This window comes from Pontibacillus sp. HMF3514 (genome assembly GCF_009858175.1).
GTDB lineage: Bacteria > Bacillota > Bacilli > Bacillales > BH030062 > Pontibacillus.
On the sequence record NZ_CP047393.1, the window covers coordinates 639,470 to 656,980 of the forward strand.

Below are 17,511 nucleotides of genomic sequence, written 5' to 3' on the forward strand. Positions count from 1 at the left end.
TTTAATTGTAACAAAAAGGGTGAACACATGTGAAAAATGAACAATCTATAAGAATCCTAGAAGGTTTTGATAAAGAACAATTTCAGCAAGATCTTATCCATTGGTTTCAGCAAGAGCAGCGAGAGCTTCCGTGGAGACAAGATCAAGACCCTTATAGAGTATGGGTATCCGAAATTATGCTTCAGCAAACTCGTGTAGATACGGTTATTCCTTATTTTAATCATTTTATGGAGAAATTCCCTACTCCAGATGCGCTAGCTGAAGCGGACGAGCAGGATGTGTTAAAAGCATGGGAGGGCTTAGGGTACTATTCCCGTGCACGCAATTTACAAACGGCTGTCCGTGAAGTTGTTGACTCCTATGACAGCAAAGTCCCTGATAATGAGAAAGAATTAGGTGCTTTAAAAGGTGTAGGTCCATATACAAGGGGGGCCATTTTAAGCATAGCTTATAATATTCCTTCTCCAGCTGTTGATGGGAATGTGATGCGCGTCCTTTCCCGAATATTAATGATTGAAGATGATATTGCAAAACCTGCAACCAGAAAGATTTTTGAGTCGATTATTAGGGAAACCATTTCAGAAGAGAATCCCTCAGCATTTAATCAGGGTTTGATGGAGTTAGGAGCTATTGTATGTACACCGAAAAATCCATCATGTATGTTATGTCCAGTTCAAGAACATTGCCGAGCTTTTCATGAAGGGAAGGAAAAAGAATTGCCTATTAAATCATCTCAAAAGAAACAAAAACGTGTTCCTTACATTGTTGTTCTTGTCCAAGATGGAATAGGACGTTATGTTGTACAAAAACGACCAGATGAAGGTTTATTAGCGAATATGTGGCAGTTCCCAATGATGCCATTGCACGAGTATGACAGAAACAAAATTCAGCAATGGTTCCATCATGAATATGGAATTGATGTTTCATTTGGCACAACAATGGATACGTTAAAACACACATTTTCTCATGTTATATGGGATTTAGAAGTTGTCACAGGCGTAGCCCAAAACGGTACACTTGAACATGAAGAAGCCCGTTTTGTTACAAAAGAAGAACTGCAACAACTTCCTTTCCCAGTATCTCATCAGAAAATCATGAAACACATTCTATAAACCTAAACTAGTCACTAATTGGTCGTGTTCCTGAGGTCCAAGTCGCTTCTTTACGGCGAAGACCTCCGCGACTTTCGATTTCATGATTAATTTCTCTTAAGATGGTTGTACCTTCTGAGTTTAAATAAGGCACCATTTGACTTAAAGCATGTTGAAAGTAGGTGAGTTCAGAGTCGCTCCAGTCATTTTTTTTGGTCATGGTTAACTCTGTCATATCGCGGCCTACATACATGTTGCACCCCTCCTTACCTATATGTTTTGTCGATGTTAGGGGTTCTATTCAATCATGGAATGGTTTATCTTAGTTGGTTAAAAATGGGTTTTAAATTTCTTGGATAACCTCTGCGATTTTGCACAATCTAATTGTTGCGGAGGTGATTAAGATGGCTAAAAAACAACAACAACAACAGCAACAACAACAGCAACAAAAGCAACAACAAAACCAAACAGCTGCTGGTACTAACGTTCAACACGTGAAACAACAGAACCAACAAGCTCAGCAAGGTCAGGGCCAATACGGTGCTGAATTTGCTCAGAGCAAAACTGATACTCAACGTGTTAAGCAACAGAACCAACAGTCTGCACAAAAGAAAAACCAACAGTAACACGATAAACGGAAAGTCGTAACCCCCGAATTCTCCACGACCTTCCTAAAAGAGAGCACTCCTTCATTGGAGTGCTCTTTTATTTTGTCTCTTGTTCCAATAAAGCCCCCTTATCTGGAAGACTTGGATTCGAGAGATAGGTTCGGAGGAGTCCGTTGCTTGTATGAGAGTAAGGGGGTCAGTGAAACGGCAATACTCCTGCTGCCCCACACGACGTGGGGTAGGTCGACGTTGCCACACGATGTGGCGGTCTTAGTCGATCTTCATTATTTACTTTCAGCCTCCTCGTTCACTCCGTTCTCTGTGGGGTCTCATCTGCCCTTTCTACCACTGGAGTTTGCCGTTTCCTTCCCCCCTTTGCGTTTATGGAGAATAACGGACCCTAGTGTGTGAGTTCTAAACCTTACGGACATCTGTTCCGTTATTTTGAACTTTTAAGGCATTTCGAGAGTCGTTACGGACATATGGTACCTTATTTGTGACAGAATGCTCTTTAATAAGGTGATTTGTAGCAATTAGCGGAATGAATGTCCGTAAGCTCTTTAGAAAAACCATTTTAAGGTGAAATAGCGGATCAAATGTCCGTAAGCATTACCTCCTCATATCGCTGCGGTTCCGTTCATCACCATTCGGCTAAGGTGGGCTTGGGAACGGGTTGACTCCTCCGGAAAAATGGGCGAGCGAGACCCCGCAAGAAGCGTAGCGGATGAGGAGGCTCGATCGTTCGTCCGGGGAAAGCACCCCGTTCCCAAGCCCACCGTACTCCACAATAGCAACGGAACCTCCTCTCTCACTAAAACAGTTATTCCACATAACTGCCATTTAACTGAATAAATTCTTAAGTATAATCGTAGTGGTTATAGAAAAGGTTTTAGTACAATTAAATCATTCTCTGGCGTTTTTCTCATTTGTATCATTTCCATTTATCCCTTTTAATCGTTATAATAATATGAAGAAATAATATGCAAAGGCTATGTTAGTGAGGAGAAAGGGAGATAGGATGTCAGTCCCAATGCCAGGTGAACATATACAAATTCATAGCTACAAACACAATGGCCAACTACATCGTGTCTGGGATAGCACAACCATTTTGAAAAGTACTCAAAATGTGATTATCGGTGCGAATGACAAGACGCTAGTTACTGAAAGTGATGGTCGCACATGGATCACTCGAGAACCAGCAATTTGTTATTTTCACTCTAAGTATTGGTTTAATATCATTGGTATGCTTCGAAATGATGGTGTATATTACTATTGTAATATAAGCTCACCATTCGTTTATGATGATGAAGCATTGAAATATATTGATTACGATTTGGATGTAAAAGTATTTCCGGATATGACATATATTTTGTTAGATGAAGATGAGTACGAGCAGCACCGTAGGGAAATGAATTATCCTACAGTGTTGGATCAGATTCTAAAAAACAATGTAAATCACTTATTGCGTTGGGTTCGACAAAGAAAAGGTCCATTTTCACCGGAATTCATCGATCAATGGTATGAACGCTACTTAACGTATTTAACATAGGAGCCTGTTGAAACCAACAGGCTCCTTACATGTTCTAGACATAGTAAGTATAAAATGATCTTATGAGACGAATTCGTGTACTTCTAATGTAGAAAGAGGTGACAGCTATGAGTAACACGAAACGCTATATGCAATTTGTTCGACCGTACAAATGGAAAATTGTATTAACGGTTGCTATCGGGATTTTGAAATTTGGTATCCCATTGTTGCTTCCTTTGATTTCAAAGTACGTGATTGACGATATTATTAATGCTGATATGAGTCAGGCTGCGAAAATAGATGAACTACTTTGGATTATGGGTGGAGGGCTTTTAGTTTTCTTAGTCATTCGACCTCCAGTTGAATATTTTAGACAATACTTAGCTCAATGGACGGCAAACACGATTTTGTATGATATACGAGGTAAACTCTTTGATCATATACAACGTTTGAGCCTTCGTTTTTATTCAAAAACGAAAACAGGCGAAGTCATTTCTCGCGTCATCCATGATGTTGAGCAAACGAAAAACTTTGTCATTACAGGACTCATGAACATCTGGTTGGATATGATTACGATCGTCATCGCAATTGGTATTATGCTTTATATGGACGTTTGGCTTACACTCGTTTCTATCGCACTCTTTCCCCTATATGGTTTTGCAATTAAGTATTTTTATGGACGATTGAGGGATCTAACGAAAGAACGTTCTCAAGCTTTGGCTCAAGTACAAGGTCATTTACATGAACGTGTGCAAGGGATGCCTGTTGTGAGGAGTTTTGCTTTAGAAGACTATGAACAAGGACAGTTTAATGAACAAAATCGACACTTTCTTGATCGTGCGATTAAACACACTAGCTGGAATGCAAAAACATTTAGTGTAACATCTACAATTACAGATTTAGCCCCTCTATTAGTGATTACGTTCGCAGGTTATCAGGTGATTACAGGCAATATTCAGGTAGGTACCATGGTTGCGTTTATTGGGTATATGGAACGTGTGTATAGCCCATTACGTCGTCTGGTGAACTCCTCAACTGTGTTAACCCAGTCTCTAGCATCGATGGATCGTGTTTTTGAATTTATGGATGAAAAATACGACATTAAGGATAAAAAGGGTGCTGAAAAACTCACTAGTGTCTATGGTGATGTGAAGTTCGATAACGTATCCTTCCGTTATGATGAGGATGAACCGCTTGTTCTGAAAGACTTATCCCTAGATGTGAGGAAAGGCGAAACGATAGCCCTTGTTGGTATGAGTGGAGGAGGGAAGTCCACCCTTGTCAGCTTGATTCCACGTTTTTATGATGTGGAAAAAGGGAGCATCAAAATTGATGGAAAAGACATTAGAGATGTCGAGGCACGTTCTCTTAGAGATAAGATAGGTATGGTGCTCCAGGATAATATTTTGTTTAGTGATTCTATTCGGATGAACATTAAAATGGGGAACCCTGATGCTACGGATGAAGATATGATCGCCGCTGCAAAACAGGCCAATGCTCATGACTTTATCATGGGACTTCCAAACGGCTATGACACTCTTGTAGGGGAGCGTGGGGTGAAACTTTCTGGTGGTCAAAAACAACGTGTCGCTATTGCTCGTGTATTTTTGAAAAACCCACCACTGTTGATTTTAGATGAAGCTACATCTGCACTTGATTTAGAGAGCGAGAATCTTATTCAAGAGGCAATGGAAAAATTAGCTGCGGACCGCACAACATTTATCGTTGCGCACCGTTTATCTACGATTACACATGCTGACCGAATTGTACTGATTGAAGATGGTCAAATCAAAGAAGCAGGAAGCCACCAAGAACTGATGAAAAAACAAGGTGGATACTATAACTTATATCAAGTTCAGCAGCTTGATGATTCAAATCCAGAATACTTGGGCACGTAAGATAAAACCACACTCATTTTGGAGTGTGGTTTTTGTGTGCAGTATTATTTTACAGCCGGCTTCTGCTTCTTACCTACATTAATTTGTTCTGTGCTGTGATAATGTTGGTAGGTTGTGACCAGTTTCTGCAAACGCATTAACTGATGGTGATAGTCCATCAACCTCGTAGCTAAAGGTAAGAACATTAGCTGTTCTTTTTCATCGTCCCTGTTTTCATAAAATTGAATCAAGTATTCAACTAGTGCAGGGATATCGGGAACGCCTGACTCTTCGATTGGGTTTTTTTCTGGACGGATTCGTCCCATTACAGATAAAATGATTTTTTCATGAGCGTGAATCGTTTTATCTAGTTCTGTAATTAAGGTTTGACGGAATTCTTCAGGTACTTTGTCCATTTCATTTTCAAGCTTGCAAAACGTTTTTAAAACATCGAAGCTTTTTCGAGTTGTAGCCATTAAATGGCGAAATAAGATCAACTTACGCGCCTTTTGGAATCGCCGTTTTTTCAAGTAAGTTCGTTCTTCTTGATAAAGACTGTACGTGTGATCCACATTCATTAATTCGCTATCAATTCGCTCGATCTCTTCTCGTAAAGCAGGGCGATCGGATAGATGACGTGTTGTAATACGTAGCCACTGCAAAATGTCCGAGGTATTTCGGTCAATATTTGAAAAAAGCTTCGTCTCATATTTAGGTGGAAGAAACACCAAGTTTACTATAAAGGATGAAAAAATTCCGATCATCAGTGAAGAAAACCTAAGTAATGTAAACTGAAAAAATGGCATGTCTGTTGTTTCCATAATAGCGATAACGGCCACTAATGCAAGTAGGACGGTATTTTCCTTCATATTAAATTTGATACAGAGTGCAATGACAATCACAATCGTAAAACCAATAATAAATGGATCTTTTCCTAGTGTTAAAACTACAATAATAGCACTTAAGGCACCGATTATATTAGCCTGCACTTGTTCAATAATGGACTGTACAGAACGATATATAGATGGCTGAATAGAGAAGAGGGCCGTCATCCCTGCAATGATTGAGCTGGAGCCGATCAAATAAGATACATATAGGGCGAGTGCTACTGCAAGTCCTGTTTTAATCATCCGTGCACCGAGTTTCATAAAAAACCTTCCTTCATGTTATACAAGCAGATGTATTATATCTTAATCTTAGTCAAATAAGTAGTAGAAAATTACAAACTTCCCAAACAAAATGTATTCATGTTCAAAATAATTTCTGGTCTAATTAGAAATACCCCCCTACAACAGGAGGTTAAACAAGATCTTGTTGAGTTGTAATAATAAACCATCTGCTTAAGTAACTGATACAAAAGAAAAAGGCTTTCGCACAGTGTGCAAAAGCCAACGAGTTTCCTCGAAAGGATGGGAGTGTTTAGCACGAATGACATGCTAAAGAACTTACGAAAAGGGGTTAAGAAATGAAAAGTGCACACATTAATGTACAAATTTTCTGAATTATTTATATGTTAGCATGGATAGGTGTCCAATGCAATTATTTATACATGAAAATGAATAAAAACAATAAAGGTTAGGTTGGCTGGACAAGTTTCAATACATATAACTTTTAAGGTGAGGTTTATAGAAAGGTTTATAAAAAAATCCTCGCAAAAATTTTACTTTGCGAGGATGCATGAATAAATGTATATTTACTCGTTAGCCATTGTTTCGAATGATTTATCTACTGCTCGTAATGTCTCGTCAATATCTTCATCGGTATGAGCGATCGTTAAGAACCAGGCTTCGAATTTTGATGGAGCTAGGTTGATTCCTTCTTTTAACATCAGGTGGAAGAACCTTGCGAACATCTCACCATCTGTGGCATCTGCTTGATCATAGTTTTCTACTTCATCCTCTGTAAAGTATACGGTAAGTGCTCCTTTTAAGCGGTTCACTTTTACAGGGAGTTTGTAAGTTTCAGCATGTTTAAGGATACCATTTTCAAGTTTCTCGCCGAGTCGATCAAGTTTTTCATATGTTCCTTCTTGTTGTAAAACCTCTAAACAAGCAATACCCGCGGAAATAGAGGCTGGGTTACCTGCCATCGTTCCAGCTTGATATGCAGGCCCTAATGGTGCAACTTGTTCCATAATATCAACACGTCCACCATAAGCACCGATTGGTAAACCTCCTCCAATAATTTTTCCGAGAGCTGTCATATCTGGTTCTACACCAACAAGGTCTTGGGCACTGCCGTATGTGAAGCGGAACGCAGTGATGACCTCATCATAAATAACAAGAGCACCTGCTTCATGTGCTAAGTCATTCACTTGTTGTAAGAAGCCGGGTTTCGGTTCTACAATTCCGAAGTTCCCCACAATCGGTTCAACGAGTACTGCTGCTACATCATCACCATACTTATCTAATGCTTCTTTGAAGGATTCGATCTCATTAAATGGAACGGTGATTACTTCTTTCGCCATGGAAGTTGGGATTCCAGCTGAATCTGGTGTTCCAAGTGTTGCGGGTCCGGAACCAGCCGCTACAAGGACAAGGTCAGAGTGGCCGTGATAACATCCAGCGAACTTAATGACCTTTGTTCTGTTTGTATATGCGCGGGCTACGCGAATCGTTGTCATGACAGCTTCAGTTCCTGAGTTTACAAAGCGGACCTTTTCCATAGAAGGAATTGCGTCTTTTAGCATTTTGGCGAAGCGATTCTCTAGTACGGTTGGTGTTCCGTATAAAACACCATTATATGCTGACTTAGCAATGGCCTCAGCGATATGAGGGTGAGCATGTCCAGTGATGATTGGACCGTATGCTGCTAAATAATCGATATAACTATTCCCGTCTACATCCCAGAAGTAAGCACCTTCACCCTTCTCCATAAATACAGGGGTTCCACCACCTACTCCTTTATAGGCGCGGGAAGGGGAGTTAACCCCTCCGACTATATGTTCTTCTGCTTCTTTATATAACTCTTCGGATTTATTCCAATTCATATTTTAACCTCCAGATCAGAAGGACTCATACCTATGTATAGAAGACCTTCACTTATTGTCCAGGGTTCATTCTAACATATATCAAAAGTCTAGGCGCATTGGGCAAGAAGTGATAAAGAAATCATATTCCATAATCGATTTTCGTATTTATAAGGGAAGAGGTAGGAATGGGGGAGGAATATGATATGGCTGTTTCTAATGCTTATTATTCTAGTGTTGGGAGTGTGTTTGTGGGGTTTTTTTAGACAGACCCACTATGAACGTCAGTATTTTTCTGTTCAGCACTTTTATACTTTAGTTCTAGTTTACTTGATTGTAATGATAGGGTTTGGACTCCTCTATTTTGTTCTTTCTTCCCAAGGGTGGAGTATTTTACAGGACGACCTATTGCGAAGGGATTCTGTCTTGGACCGTATGGCGCATTCGATTTATTTTAGTGGGGTTACTTTAATGACGGTTGGGTATGGTGATATTACGCCGATTGGAATCGGACGAGTTATAGCATTGAGTGAAGCACTTATTGGATACATTTTGCCTGCTGCGTTTTTTGTGCAATTCATCCAGGGTAAACGCTGACTTCTTATACCTTACTATGGGCTCAGTTCACTCCCTTCGTAGCTAAACGGCTAAACGGGCGCTTGCGCTTTTCTTATGAGTTGTAAGATGGTCGAACTTTGGTTACGCTTATAGAAGATCATTTTCAGGAGGGATTGGCATGACCATTGAATTAGGAAAACCAGCACCAGATTTTGAATTACAAGCGAGTAATGGGGAAAGCGTAAAGCTGTCAGACTTTCGTGGGAAGAATGTAGTTCTTTATTTTTATCCGAAAGATATGACTCCAGGTTGTACAACGGAAGCATGTGATTTTCGTGACAATCACGATAGCTTTGCAGAATTGGATGCCGTAATTTTAGGAGTTAGTCCAGACCCTGTTGATCGTCATAAAAAGTTTATTGATAAACATGACCTGCCGTTCTTATTACTAGCAGATGAAGATCATAGTGTAGCAGAGGAATATGGAGTATGGAAACTAAAGAAAAACTTCGGGAAAGAATACATGGGCATTGAACGCTCTACTTTCGTTATTGATAAAGAGGGGAACCTTGTGAATGAATGGCGTAAGGTGCGAGTAAAAGGCCATGTTGAGGAAGCGCTAGAATACATTAAAGAAAATTTATCTTAATTGGAAAGGCCCTGGTTAACAACCAGGGCCTTTTAAATAGAAATATATAATACTAAAAAATCGTGCACTATTGTTTACGTAGTTTTTGAATTCTGTTTAAAGTATCTTGATATTCTTGCTCAAGCTGCTGAACATCATCTTTTTGATCAGGTAAACTTAACCGACTGACGATCTCAGTTAGCTTATTTTCCAAAGCCATTAGGTCGTAGGCTTCTTCATCCACTTCTTTAGGTTGATCAAGACTTGTTTGCCAAGCAGTTAAATTCCCATTAAACGAAGTGACGGTACAGTTTTCTAATATCCATAAGTGGTCTGCTGTTTCATTAACAAAGCGGCGGTCGTGAGAAACAAACAACACTGTTCCCGGATAATCCTTGATGAGACTTTCTAAGGCAGAAATAGCTTCTAGGTCTAGGTGATTGGTTGGTTCATCCAAAATCAGCACATTGTAGTCCCCTGTTAAAAGACGTGCTAATGCTGTTTTTACTCGCTCGCCACCGCTTAAGACTCCGATTTTTTTATGAACATCTTCTTCAAAAAAGCGCAATCGACCTAAGATAATGCGAACCACATGTTGAGGGAGAGGGCTATTTTTTTGAACGTATTGCAATATGGTTTTGTCCTCTGGTAAATGAGCAAGTTCTTGCTCAAATAATCCGATATCTGCTTGATTTGTAAGCTCGATATTGTCCCCTGAGGCAAGTAGTTGCTTAATGAGTGTAGTTTTACCGCTACCGTTCGATCCAATCAGTGCTGTTTTTGAACCTGTTCTAAGTTTTAATGAATCAGCTTGAAATAAAATATTGCCATCCAACGATTTTTGTATCTTTTTAGCAGTTAGAACTTGTTTTTTGTGAATAGGGTTTGAAAGTGTATAGTCCATTTTAAGGTCATCCCATTCAAAAGGTTTATCCACCTTCTCCAGCCGTTCAATTCGATCCTCGATGACTTTTGAGACACGCTCGACTTTTTTCTGTTTTCCTGCAGCTTTGTTTTTATGAAGCTGCCATTCTGAATTACTCATTCGAGCAGGTGGCTTTCGCATTCCTTGAGCTTGTTGCTCTTTTTGTCTCATCCGCTCGATTAAACGTTTCTTTTCTTTTACGTATTTATCGTGTACTGCATATTGTTGTTCTATTTTGCGTTGTTTTGCTTGTTCGAAATCACTGAAATTACCCTTATAAGACGTAATCTTGCCTTTTTCAAGTTCCCAAATCTTTGAACAAACTTGATCAAGTAAGGTTCGGTCATGGGATACGATTAAAATAGCTCCGCTGAAGTGAGTGAGTCGTTTCTCGAGCTCTTCAATGTGTTGCCAGTCTAAATTGTTAGAAGGCTCATCTAAAAGAAGGAGATCAGGTGTCAGCTGAAAAATTTCATCTAATTTTGACATCGTAATTTCTCCACCACTTAAATGGTGCCACTCTTTATACTCATCGATATCTGTGTTTAATTGTTTGAAGTAACCAACTGATCCGTACCATTCGACAGTAGGTTGGTCATCTGTCTTTCCAAGTAAATATTCTAGCAAGAGGGATTTTCCTTCGCCGTTTTTACCAACCATTCCGATGCGGTCTCCACTATGAATGCTAAGTTGATCCATATTTAATAATGTCCGATCATCTAAAGCGTAATTTATATTTAACGCATGCATCATTCTCATAAAAAAACCTCCCTGGATTCGCTCCAAAGAGGTAGGTGTTTTCGGCATATGAATGCAAATAGACAAATAAAGCTATAACGTCTAAGGGATTCTTGTGCACAATGCGTCTATTAAAAGTAGACATACCTATCCTATCTGGAACGAGTCGTTTCCGTTTCATATTCATGATAAAACTCGCCTCTCACACATAGGATTAGTACTTCATTGCGCTAAACTTCAGTCCCTTCTAATATATTCCTTTTTATTATATGCAAGTGGATTTAAATTAGCAATCGATTTGAGCAGGTTTTACATAGGATACTTTACATTGTATGAAGGGGTTAAAATAAACATTTAGCTTGTATAAGTTAATCTCACGAGCCTAATTCTATAATTCCAATCAAAACTAGGTTATGGTCCATACCGATTAAGGCAAAGAAGCGTATATTACAGCATGAGACCAACCTCCCCTTACAACGAGAACGGTTATTACGCGATGAAGATGCCTTCATCGCGCTTTTTTTGCTGTAATATAAGAATTAGCACTTATGGGAGCACCTCATTTCTGGGATTTTGAATGGAAAAAAGATAGAATGGAGATAAGTAGTCGTACCTTAATAGGAGGTTTGAAACATGTACGTATTAACGTCGTGCAAAATAAGAAGAGATTTAAGAGAGCAATTAGCTTCAGCAAACCCATCCATTACATATCAGTTTTGTAACAGTATAGAAGAAGCTGTAGAATACCTTCCTAAAGCTGATGTTTTACTTACATATGGGGAAGATTTGGACGAGGAGAAGATTGAACGGGCAGAAAATCTTAAATGGATTATGGTTCTTTCTGCTGGAATGGATCGGATGCCGTTTAACAAAATAGAGGAAAAGGGAATAATCGTAACAAATTCTAAAGGAATTCATAAGACACCAATGGCTGAATATGCGATATCGATGTTACTTCAGGTGTGTCGTCAGGCTAAAACCATTATCGATCAAGAAAAGTCCCATGATTGGGATCGATCTGTGAAAATGACTGAAATTAGTGGGAAAACGATGCTAATAGCTGGTACAGGTGCGATAGGTCAGGAAGTTGCTCGTCTGGCAAAAGCTTTTCGTATGCGTACTATAGGTGTTTCAAGAAGTGGAAAACCTAAAGAATTTTTTGATGAAGTTTATGAGGAGGATGAAGGCTTAGATTTAGTTGGAGATGCCGACTTTATCGTTGCGGTATTGCCTAGCACTCCAGAAACGAAGGACTTCTTTAGGAAAGAACACTTTGAACAAATGAAATCCACGTCCATCTTTCTAAATATGGGGAGGGGGGATGTGGTGAATAGCACTGTACTGATGGAAGCTCTTCAAGACAGAGAGATTGAACATGCAGTCTTAGATGTTTTTGATAAAGAACCACTCCCAGCAGCCCATCCATTCTGGGAAATGCCGAATGTCACAGTTACGCCGCATATTTCAGGGATTTCACCAGAGTATCAACCGAGAGCTATTGATATTTATGAAAAGAATTTAGAAGTGTTTCTTCAGGATAAAAATGATTATATAAATCTCGTAGATCCAAGAAAGGGGTATTAACCATGAAAATTTACACACGTTCTGGAGATAAAGGATCAACCTCTCTAATTTATGGTGACCGCGTTCCAAAGAATGACCTTCGTGTAGAAGCATATGGAACTTGTGATGAGGCAAATTCCATGATTGGAATGGCATTGAGTCATCTTCGCAAGGAAGATTGGGATGATAAAGAAGAATTTTGTGATGTGATGCATCATGTACAGACCGTTTTATTCCATGTTGGGGCAGAGCTTGCTACTCCTAAAGGAAAAGAAGTAAAGTGGCAATTAACTCAGAACCATATTGATGAGTTGGAGAAGAAGATCGATGATTGGGATGCGGAATTAAAAACACTTGATAACTTTATTTTGCCTTCAGGTCATGAAGCTTCTGCTACTCTTCATGTGGCAAGAACAATCACAAGAAGAGCTGAACGTACAGCTGTAGTATTAAAAGATGACTTGAATAATGAATTAGTGTTAAATTATCTTAACCGCTTATCAGATTTCTTGTTTGTGGCTGCTCGTTTTGTAAATGAGAAAACAGGTGGTAAAGAAACTCCTTTACGTGCAGATGTGTAAAATATGTTAAATTCAGCAGTAGAGTGGGCTCAATATTGACAATAAGTTTTCAAAAGGGTTACACTATTTATAAAGATTTTAATCTAATAATATTCTTTATTTAAGAAATGAATCATGTATATCTTTTCAGATTTATGTTCTAAACTATACTATTGTTTAGAATGGTAATAAGTCTTCTTAAACCCTTTTGAAAGCGAGGTGCATGACGGTGTCAGATCATAGACTAAAAGAGGCCTTAGATACTTTGAAAGGTTCTGGCGTACGTATTACACCACAACGTCATGCGGTGCTTGAGTATCTAATTAACTCGATGTCACACCCAACTGCTGATGAAATTTATAAGTCTTTAGAAAGCAAATTTCCGAATATGAGTGTTGCTACAGTTTATAATAACCTGCGAGTATTTCGTGAGATCGGGCTAGTGCGCGAGTTAACTTATGGTGATTCATCAAGCCGTTTTGATTGCAATACCACGGATCACTATCATGCTATTTGTGATTATTGTGGCAAAATTGTAGACTTTCATTATCCTTCGCTCGATGAAGTCGAATCCTTAGCTGAACAAGTGACAGGTTTCGATGTAAGTAATCACCGTATGGAAGTTTACGGTACATGTGAAGAATGCAAGGATAAAGAAACCCAAAAACATTAAGTAGCTGAGAGCCAACATAGGCTTTCAGCTTTTTTTATGTGTATTGAAACCAATAGGTTTACCTATAGGTTAGTAAGGATATTTATAATGTAACGTTTAATGCGGTTAATTCGTCTAATAGAACGAAAAATAGTTGGTGAAAAGTATAATAACTGAATGATGTTGAATTCCTGATGTAATCCTAAAAAAGATAGGATACAATAATCAAGTGTTGTAACAGTAAAAAACACTACTTTTCCCGAGTTTCGGTTGAAGTAGTGTTTTAATAAACAGTATTATTGTTGCTCTTGTTGTTCTTTTTGGTATTGTTTTGAATTGTAGCTTTCGTCAAATTCTTTACCTTCTAAGTCCTTGTCCAATGTTAATGGTTCGTTACAATGCATGCACGCATCAACACGCCCTAAAATCTTTGTTGGCTTGTTACAGTTAGGGCATACAACCTGGATGGTCTTTGTAGAAAGCATCCCGATCCAAAAATAAATTAATGTACTAAGAACTACTGACAATAAACCAAGAATCATGAAGATGCTCATTAACCAAACGATTTCTTTGAAGAAAATGCCTAGGTACATAATACCGAATCCTACAAAGACTAAGCTAAGGGCAAAGGTGCGTATTTTATTTATTTTACTTGAGTACTTTAAACCCAATTCTTTCCCTCCTAACCATTCTACAAGGTAGTATAGCATAAAATATCGGGAGGAAAGGAATATCGAAAAGAGGATTTTTTAAGAAAATGTAGAAATAGACATTATTCTAAATATGGAGGATTTGTGTATATGGAAGATGTGTTGCGTCCTATATATCAGGAACGTGCCAGTCAAAAAAATACATTAGGTATTATAATAATAGAAAAGAAACGTCCTATTAGTCCTGTAACGGATAATTTTGATGTAATATTACTAATAATAGTTAGAGAAGCGGAGCAGCCATGGTTTGTTAAGCATTATGAGTTTGAGGGCAAAAGTGCAGCAATGCATATTGTGGAAGAGAAACAATTGAAGGAATGGATCGATACAAGCTCCTACCGAAGAGCTGTTGAATGGCTGATTGAAGGTCAGGTTATTTTTGATCGTAATGAATATGTCATGTCTTTAAAGGAAGAGTTGAGAAACTTTCCTCAAGAGAAACGTGATTTAAAGATGACAAAAGAATTTGCCAAACTAATCCGAAGTTATAGTGAATGTAAGGATTTATATGAAGCAGAACAATATATGGATGCTTTCAGTCGGATGGTTCACTCCCTTCATTACTTGGCACGATTATCAGTTATCGAAAAAGGATTCCATCCTGAAGTGACCGTTTGGAATCAAGTGAAGAGAATCGAACCAGAGGTTTATAAACTTCATCAAGAGCTAAGTAAAAGTTCAGAAACCTTAGACAAACGAGTTCAACTTATGCTCTTAGCTACTGAGTTTGCAATTAACTCCAGAACCATAACTTGTACGAAGCACTTAATAAATGTCATGGGAGCTAAAGATGAACCTTGGTCATATGGAGAGTTAATGGTGCACCCAGAAGTGCAACCTTATTCATTAGACCTGGGGGCGCTGTTGGAGTTTCTTGTTGATAAAGAAATAATTGAATCAATTCAAGTTGAAACGAAAGGGAAAAGGATCTTCCATAGAAAATATCAGCTAAGAAGGAATGACTGAGTAGTATAGGAGCACTTGATTTTACTCTTTTTAAAAAGGGGGTTGAATCAGGTGCTTATTTCTTATATTATTATTAAGCGTCGGAAAGGCAAAGCAAGCAATAACAAGCAATAACAATATTGATTAAAAAATTAATAAAAGTTATTGACTGTGTTTTGCAAGGGTGATATATTATTACTTGTCGCATTGAGAGCGGCAACGCAAAACATTCGAAAGAAACAAACCAAATAAACTTTTTTAAAAAAGTTATTGACTCTCTTTCGGATAAATGATATATTAATTGAGTCGCTGTTTTGAGGCGACGAAATGAAAGAAACACCATTTGATCCTTGAAAACTGAACGAAACGACATGTTACGTCAATGAATTACTTTTTATTTTAAAAAGCCAGACATCATTTTGATGCAAAGGCGAACTCTTATGGAGAGTTTGATCTTGGCTCAGGACGAACGCTGGCGGCGTGCCTAATACATGCAAGTCGAGCGCGTGAAACAACATGATCCCTTCGGGGTGATTGTTGTGGATCGAGCGGCGGACGGGTGAGTAACACGTGGGTAACCTACCTGAGAGATCGGGATAACCCCGGGAAACCGGGGCTAATACCGAATAATCGTTGGAACCGCATGGTTCCAGCGTAAAAGGCGGCTTTTGCCGTCACTTTCAGATGGACCCGCGGCGCATTAGCTAGTTGGTAAGGTAACGGCTTACCAAGGCAACGATGCGTAGCCGACCTGAGAGGGTGATCGGCCACACTGGGACTGAGACACGGCCCAGACTCCTACGGGAGGCAGCAGTAGGGAATCTTCCGCAATGGACGAAAGTCTGACGGAGCAACGCCGCGTGAACGATGAAGGTCTTCGGATCGTAAAGTTCTGTTGTTAGGGAAGAACAAGTACCAGAGGAAATGCTGGTACCTTGACGGTACCTAACCAGAAAGCCACGGCTAACTACGTGCCAGCAGCCGCGGTAATACGTAGGTGGCAAGCGTTGTCCGGAATTATTGGGCGTAAAGCGCGCGCAGGCGGTTCCTTAAGTCTGATGTGAAAGCCCACAGCTCAACTGTGGAGGGCCATTGGAAACTGGGGAACTTGAGTACAGAAGAGGAGAGCGGAATTCCACGTGTAGCGGTGAAATGCGTAGATATGTGGAGGAACACCAGTGGCGAAGGCGGCTCTCTGGTCTGTAACTGACGCTGAGGCGCGAAAGCGTGGGTAGCAAACAGGATTAGATACCCTGGTAGTCCACGCCGTAAACGTTGAGTGCTAGGTGTTAGGGGGTTTCCGCCCCTTAGTGCTGAAGTTAACGCATTAAGCACTCCGCCTGGGGAGTACGGCCGCAAGGCTGAAACTCAAAAGAATTGACGGGGGCCCGCACAAGCGGTGGAGCATGTGGTTTAATTCGAAGCAACGCGAAGAACCTTACCAGGTCTTGACATCTTCCGCTATCCCTAGAGATAGGGAGTTCCCTTCGGGGACGGAATGACAGGTGGTGCATGGTTGTCGTCAGCTCGTGTCGTGAGATGTTGGGTTAAGTCCCGCAACGAGCGCAACCCCTAATCTTAGTTGCCAGCATTCAGTTGGGCACTCTAAGGTGACTGCCGGTGACAAACCGGAGGAAGGCGGGGATGACGTCAAATCATCATGCCCCTTATGACCTGGGCTACACACGTGCTACAATGGATGGTACAGAGGGCAGCGAGACCGCGAGGTCAAGCAAATCTCAAAAAACCATTCTCAGTTCGGATTGCAGGCTGCAACTCGCCTGTATGAAGCCGGAATCGCTAGTAATCGCAGGTCAGCATACTGCGGTGAATACGTTCCCGGGCCTTGTACACACCGCCCGTCACACCACGAGAGTTGGCAACACCCGAAGTCGGTGAGGTAACCTTTTTGGAGCCAGCCGCCGAAGGTGGGGCCAATGATTGGGGTGAAGTCGTAACAAGGTAGCCGTATCGGAAGGTGCGGCTGGATCACCTCCTTTCTAAGGATAACTACGGAAAACGCAGTGTTACTGCGTTCACGTAACATGCTTCGTTTCGTTCGGTTTTGAGGAATCAAATTCCTCAAAGTCATGTACCTTGAAAACTAGATAAGAATTAGACATCAAACCAACGCAATTTTTTCATTCACACCAGATGATA

At 40.0% G+C, this 17,511-nt stretch carries 16 protein-coding genes and 1 rRNA gene; 11 read left to right on the plus strand and 6 right to left on the minus strand.

What is annotated here, in order from left to right:
• Positions 1-29 precede the first annotated feature (29 nt).
• Positions 30-1,112, plus strand: coding sequence for an A/G-specific adenine glycosylase (gene mutY / locus GS400_RS03365; protein WP_160099026.1), 1,083 nt, complete (start codon positions 30-32; stop codon positions 1,110-1,112).
• Between the two features lie 7 nt (positions 1,113-1,119).
• On the opposite strand, the gene GS400_RS03370 is transcribed toward mutY, so the two are convergent.
• Positions 1,120-1,344 (minus strand): hypothetical protein, encoded by a 225-nt coding sequence (locus GS400_RS03370; protein ID WP_160099028.1) that lies wholly within the window; start codon positions 1,342-1,344, stop codon positions 1,120-1,122.
• A gap of 151 nt (positions 1,345-1,495) precedes the next feature.
• Here GS400_RS03370 and GS400_RS03375 point away from each other — a divergent pair, with 151 nt between their 5' ends.
• The gene (locus GS400_RS03375) at positions 1,496-1,717 is read left to right on the plus strand and encodes a gamma-type small acid-soluble spore protein (RefSeq protein WP_160099030.1); all 222 of its coding nucleotides are present in this window, start codon (positions 1,496-1,498) and stop codon (positions 1,715-1,717) included.
• Between the two features lie 396 nt (positions 1,718-2,113).
• Here the strand turns inward: GS400_RS03375 and GS400_RS03380 are convergent, their stop codons facing one another.
• Positions 2,114-2,272, minus strand: coding sequence for a hypothetical protein (locus GS400_RS03380; protein ID WP_160099032.1), 159 nt, complete (start codon positions 2,270-2,272; stop codon positions 2,114-2,116).
• Between the two features lie 445 nt (positions 2,273-2,717).
• Here GS400_RS03380 and GS400_RS03385 point away from each other — a divergent pair, with 445 nt between their 5' ends.
• Positions 2,718-3,248, plus strand: a complete 531-nt coding sequence (locus tag GS400_RS03385) for a nucleoside tri-diphosphate phosphatase (protein ID WP_160099034.1) — start codon at positions 2,718-2,720, stop codon at positions 3,246-3,248.
• 107 nt (positions 3,249-3,355) lie between these two features.
• The gene (locus GS400_RS03390; RefSeq protein ID WP_160099036.1) at positions 3,356-5,125 is read left to right on the plus strand and encodes an ABC transporter ATP-binding protein; all 1,770 of its coding nucleotides are present in this window, start codon (positions 3,356-3,358) and stop codon (positions 5,123-5,125) included.
• Positions 5,126-5,169: 44 nt separating this feature from the next.
• Here the strand turns inward: GS400_RS03390 and GS400_RS03395 are convergent, their stop codons facing one another.
• A complete protein-coding gene (locus GS400_RS03395) occupies positions 5,170-6,252 on the minus strand; it encodes an FUSC family protein (RefSeq protein WP_160099038.1) in 1,083 nt (360 codons plus the stop codon).
• A 545-nt stretch (positions 6,253-6,797) separates the two neighbouring features.
• Entirely contained in the window at positions 6,798-8,093 is a 1,296-nt protein-coding gene (locus GS400_RS03400) for a glutamate-1-semialdehyde 2,1-aminomutase (protein WP_160099040.1), read from the minus strand.
• A gap of 318 nt (positions 8,094-8,411) precedes the next feature.
• On the opposite strand from GS400_RS03400, the gene GS400_RS03405 reads away from it, so the two are divergent.
• On the plus strand, positions 8,412-8,669 hold the full coding sequence (locus GS400_RS03405; protein WP_236561228.1) for a potassium channel family protein: 258 nt from the start codon (positions 8,412-8,414) through the stop codon (positions 8,667-8,669).
• 139 nt (positions 8,670-8,808) lie between these two features.
• Complete coding sequence (bcp, locus tag GS400_RS03410; protein ID WP_160099044.1) at positions 8,809-9,279, plus strand: thioredoxin-dependent thiol peroxidase; 471 nt, start codon at positions 8,809-8,811, stop codon at positions 9,277-9,279.
• Positions 9,280-9,346: 67 nt separating this feature from the next.
• On the opposite strand, the gene abc-f is transcribed toward bcp, so the two are convergent.
• The gene (abc-f, locus tag GS400_RS03415) at positions 9,347-10,942 is read right to left on the minus strand and encodes a ribosomal protection-like ABC-F family protein (RefSeq protein WP_160099046.1); all 1,596 of its coding nucleotides are present in this window, start codon (positions 10,940-10,942) and stop codon (positions 9,347-9,349) included.
• Positions 10,943-11,554: 612 nt separating this feature from the next.
• On the opposite strand from abc-f, the gene GS400_RS03420 reads away from it, so the two are divergent.
• The 3 genes from GS400_RS03420 (at position 11,555) to perR (ending at position 13,717) form a co-directional block, all read left to right on the plus strand.
• Complete coding sequence (locus GS400_RS03420; protein ID WP_160099048.1) at positions 11,555-12,505, plus strand: D-2-hydroxyacid dehydrogenase; 951 nt, start codon at positions 11,555-11,557, stop codon at positions 12,503-12,505.
• A 2-nt stretch (positions 12,506-12,507) separates the two neighbouring features.
• Positions 12,508-13,065: a cob(I)yrinic acid a,c-diamide adenosyltransferase gene (locus tag GS400_RS03425; RefSeq protein ID WP_160099050.1), complete on the plus strand. Its 558-nt coding sequence runs from the start codon at positions 12,508-12,510 to the stop codon at positions 13,063-13,065.
• 208 nt (positions 13,066-13,273) lie between these two features.
• The gene (gene perR / locus GS400_RS03430; RefSeq protein ID WP_304608242.1) at positions 13,274-13,717 is read left to right on the plus strand and encodes a peroxide-responsive transcriptional repressor PerR; all 444 of its coding nucleotides are present in this window, start codon (positions 13,274-13,276) and stop codon (positions 13,715-13,717) included.
• Between the two features lie 275 nt (positions 13,718-13,992).
• On the opposite strand, the gene GS400_RS03435 is transcribed toward perR, so the two are convergent.
• Entirely contained in the window at positions 13,993-14,406 is a 414-nt protein-coding gene (locus tag GS400_RS03435; RefSeq protein ID WP_160099052.1) for a YgzB family protein, read from the minus strand.
• A 90-nt stretch (positions 14,407-14,496) separates the two neighbouring features.
• On the opposite strand from GS400_RS03435, the gene GS400_RS03440 reads away from it, so the two are divergent.
• Positions 14,497-15,372 (plus strand): nucleotidyltransferase-like protein, encoded by an 876-nt coding sequence (locus GS400_RS03440; protein ID WP_160099054.1) that lies wholly within the window; start codon positions 14,497-14,499, stop codon positions 15,370-15,372.
• 416 nt (positions 15,373-15,788) lie between these two features.
• Positions 15,789-17,351, plus strand: a 16S ribosomal RNA gene (locus tag GS400_RS03445).
• Positions 17,352-17,511: the final 160 nt, after the last annotated feature.

What these genes read in the sequence shown, in the direction of transcription:
- GS400_RS03380 (WP_160099032.1), bottom strand. Translation starts at nt 2,272, where the DNA reads ATGGTTTTTCTAAAGAGCTTACGGACATTCATTCCGCTAATTGCTACA.
- GS400_RS03390 (WP_160099036.1), top strand. Translation starts at nt 3,356, where the DNA reads ATGAGTAACACGAAACGCTATATGCAATTTGTTCGACCGTACAAATGG.
- GS400_RS03395 (WP_160099038.1), bottom strand. Translation starts at nt 6,252, where the DNA reads ATGAAACTCGGTGCACGGATGATTAAAACAGGACTTGCAGTAGCACTC.
- GS400_RS03370 (WP_160099028.1), bottom strand. Translation starts at nt 1,344, where the DNA reads ATGTATGTAGGCCGCGATATGACAGAGTTAACCATGACCAAAAAAAAT.
- GS400_RS03420 (WP_160099048.1), top strand. Translation starts at nt 11,555, where the DNA reads ATGTACGTATTAACGTCGTGCAAAATAAGAAGAGATTTAAGAGAGCAA.
- GS400_RS03435 (WP_160099052.1), bottom strand. Translation starts at nt 14,406, where the DNA reads ATGCTATACTACCTTGTAGAATGGTTAGGAGGGAAAGAATTGGGTTTA.
- GS400_RS03405 (WP_236561228.1), top strand. Translation starts at nt 8,412, where the DNA reads ATGATAGGGTTTGGACTCCTCTATTTTGTTCTTTCTTCCCAAGGGTGG.
- GS400_RS03400 (WP_160099040.1), bottom strand. Translation starts at nt 8,093, where the DNA reads ATGAATTGGAATAAATCCGAAGAGTTATATAAAGAAGCAGAAGAACAT.
- GS400_RS03385 (WP_160099034.1), top strand. Translation starts at nt 2,718, where the DNA reads ATGTCAGTCCCAATGCCAGGTGAACATATACAAATTCATAGCTACAAA.
- bcp (WP_160099044.1), top strand. Translation starts at nt 8,809, where the DNA reads ATGACCATTGAATTAGGAAAACCAGCACCAGATTTTGAATTACAAGCG.
- GS400_RS03425 (WP_160099050.1), top strand. Translation starts at nt 12,508, where the DNA reads ATGAAAATTTACACACGTTCTGGAGATAAAGGATCAACCTCTCTAATT.
- GS400_RS03440 (WP_160099054.1), top strand. Translation starts at nt 14,497, where the DNA reads ATGGAAGATGTGTTGCGTCCTATATATCAGGAACGTGCCAGTCAAAAA.
- GS400_RS03375 (WP_160099030.1), top strand. Translation starts at nt 1,496, where the DNA reads ATGGCTAAAAAACAACAACAACAACAGCAACAACAACAGCAACAAAAG.
- abc-f (WP_160099046.1), bottom strand. Translation starts at nt 10,942, where the DNA reads ATGAGAATGATGCATGCGTTAAATATAAATTACGCTTTAGATGATCGG.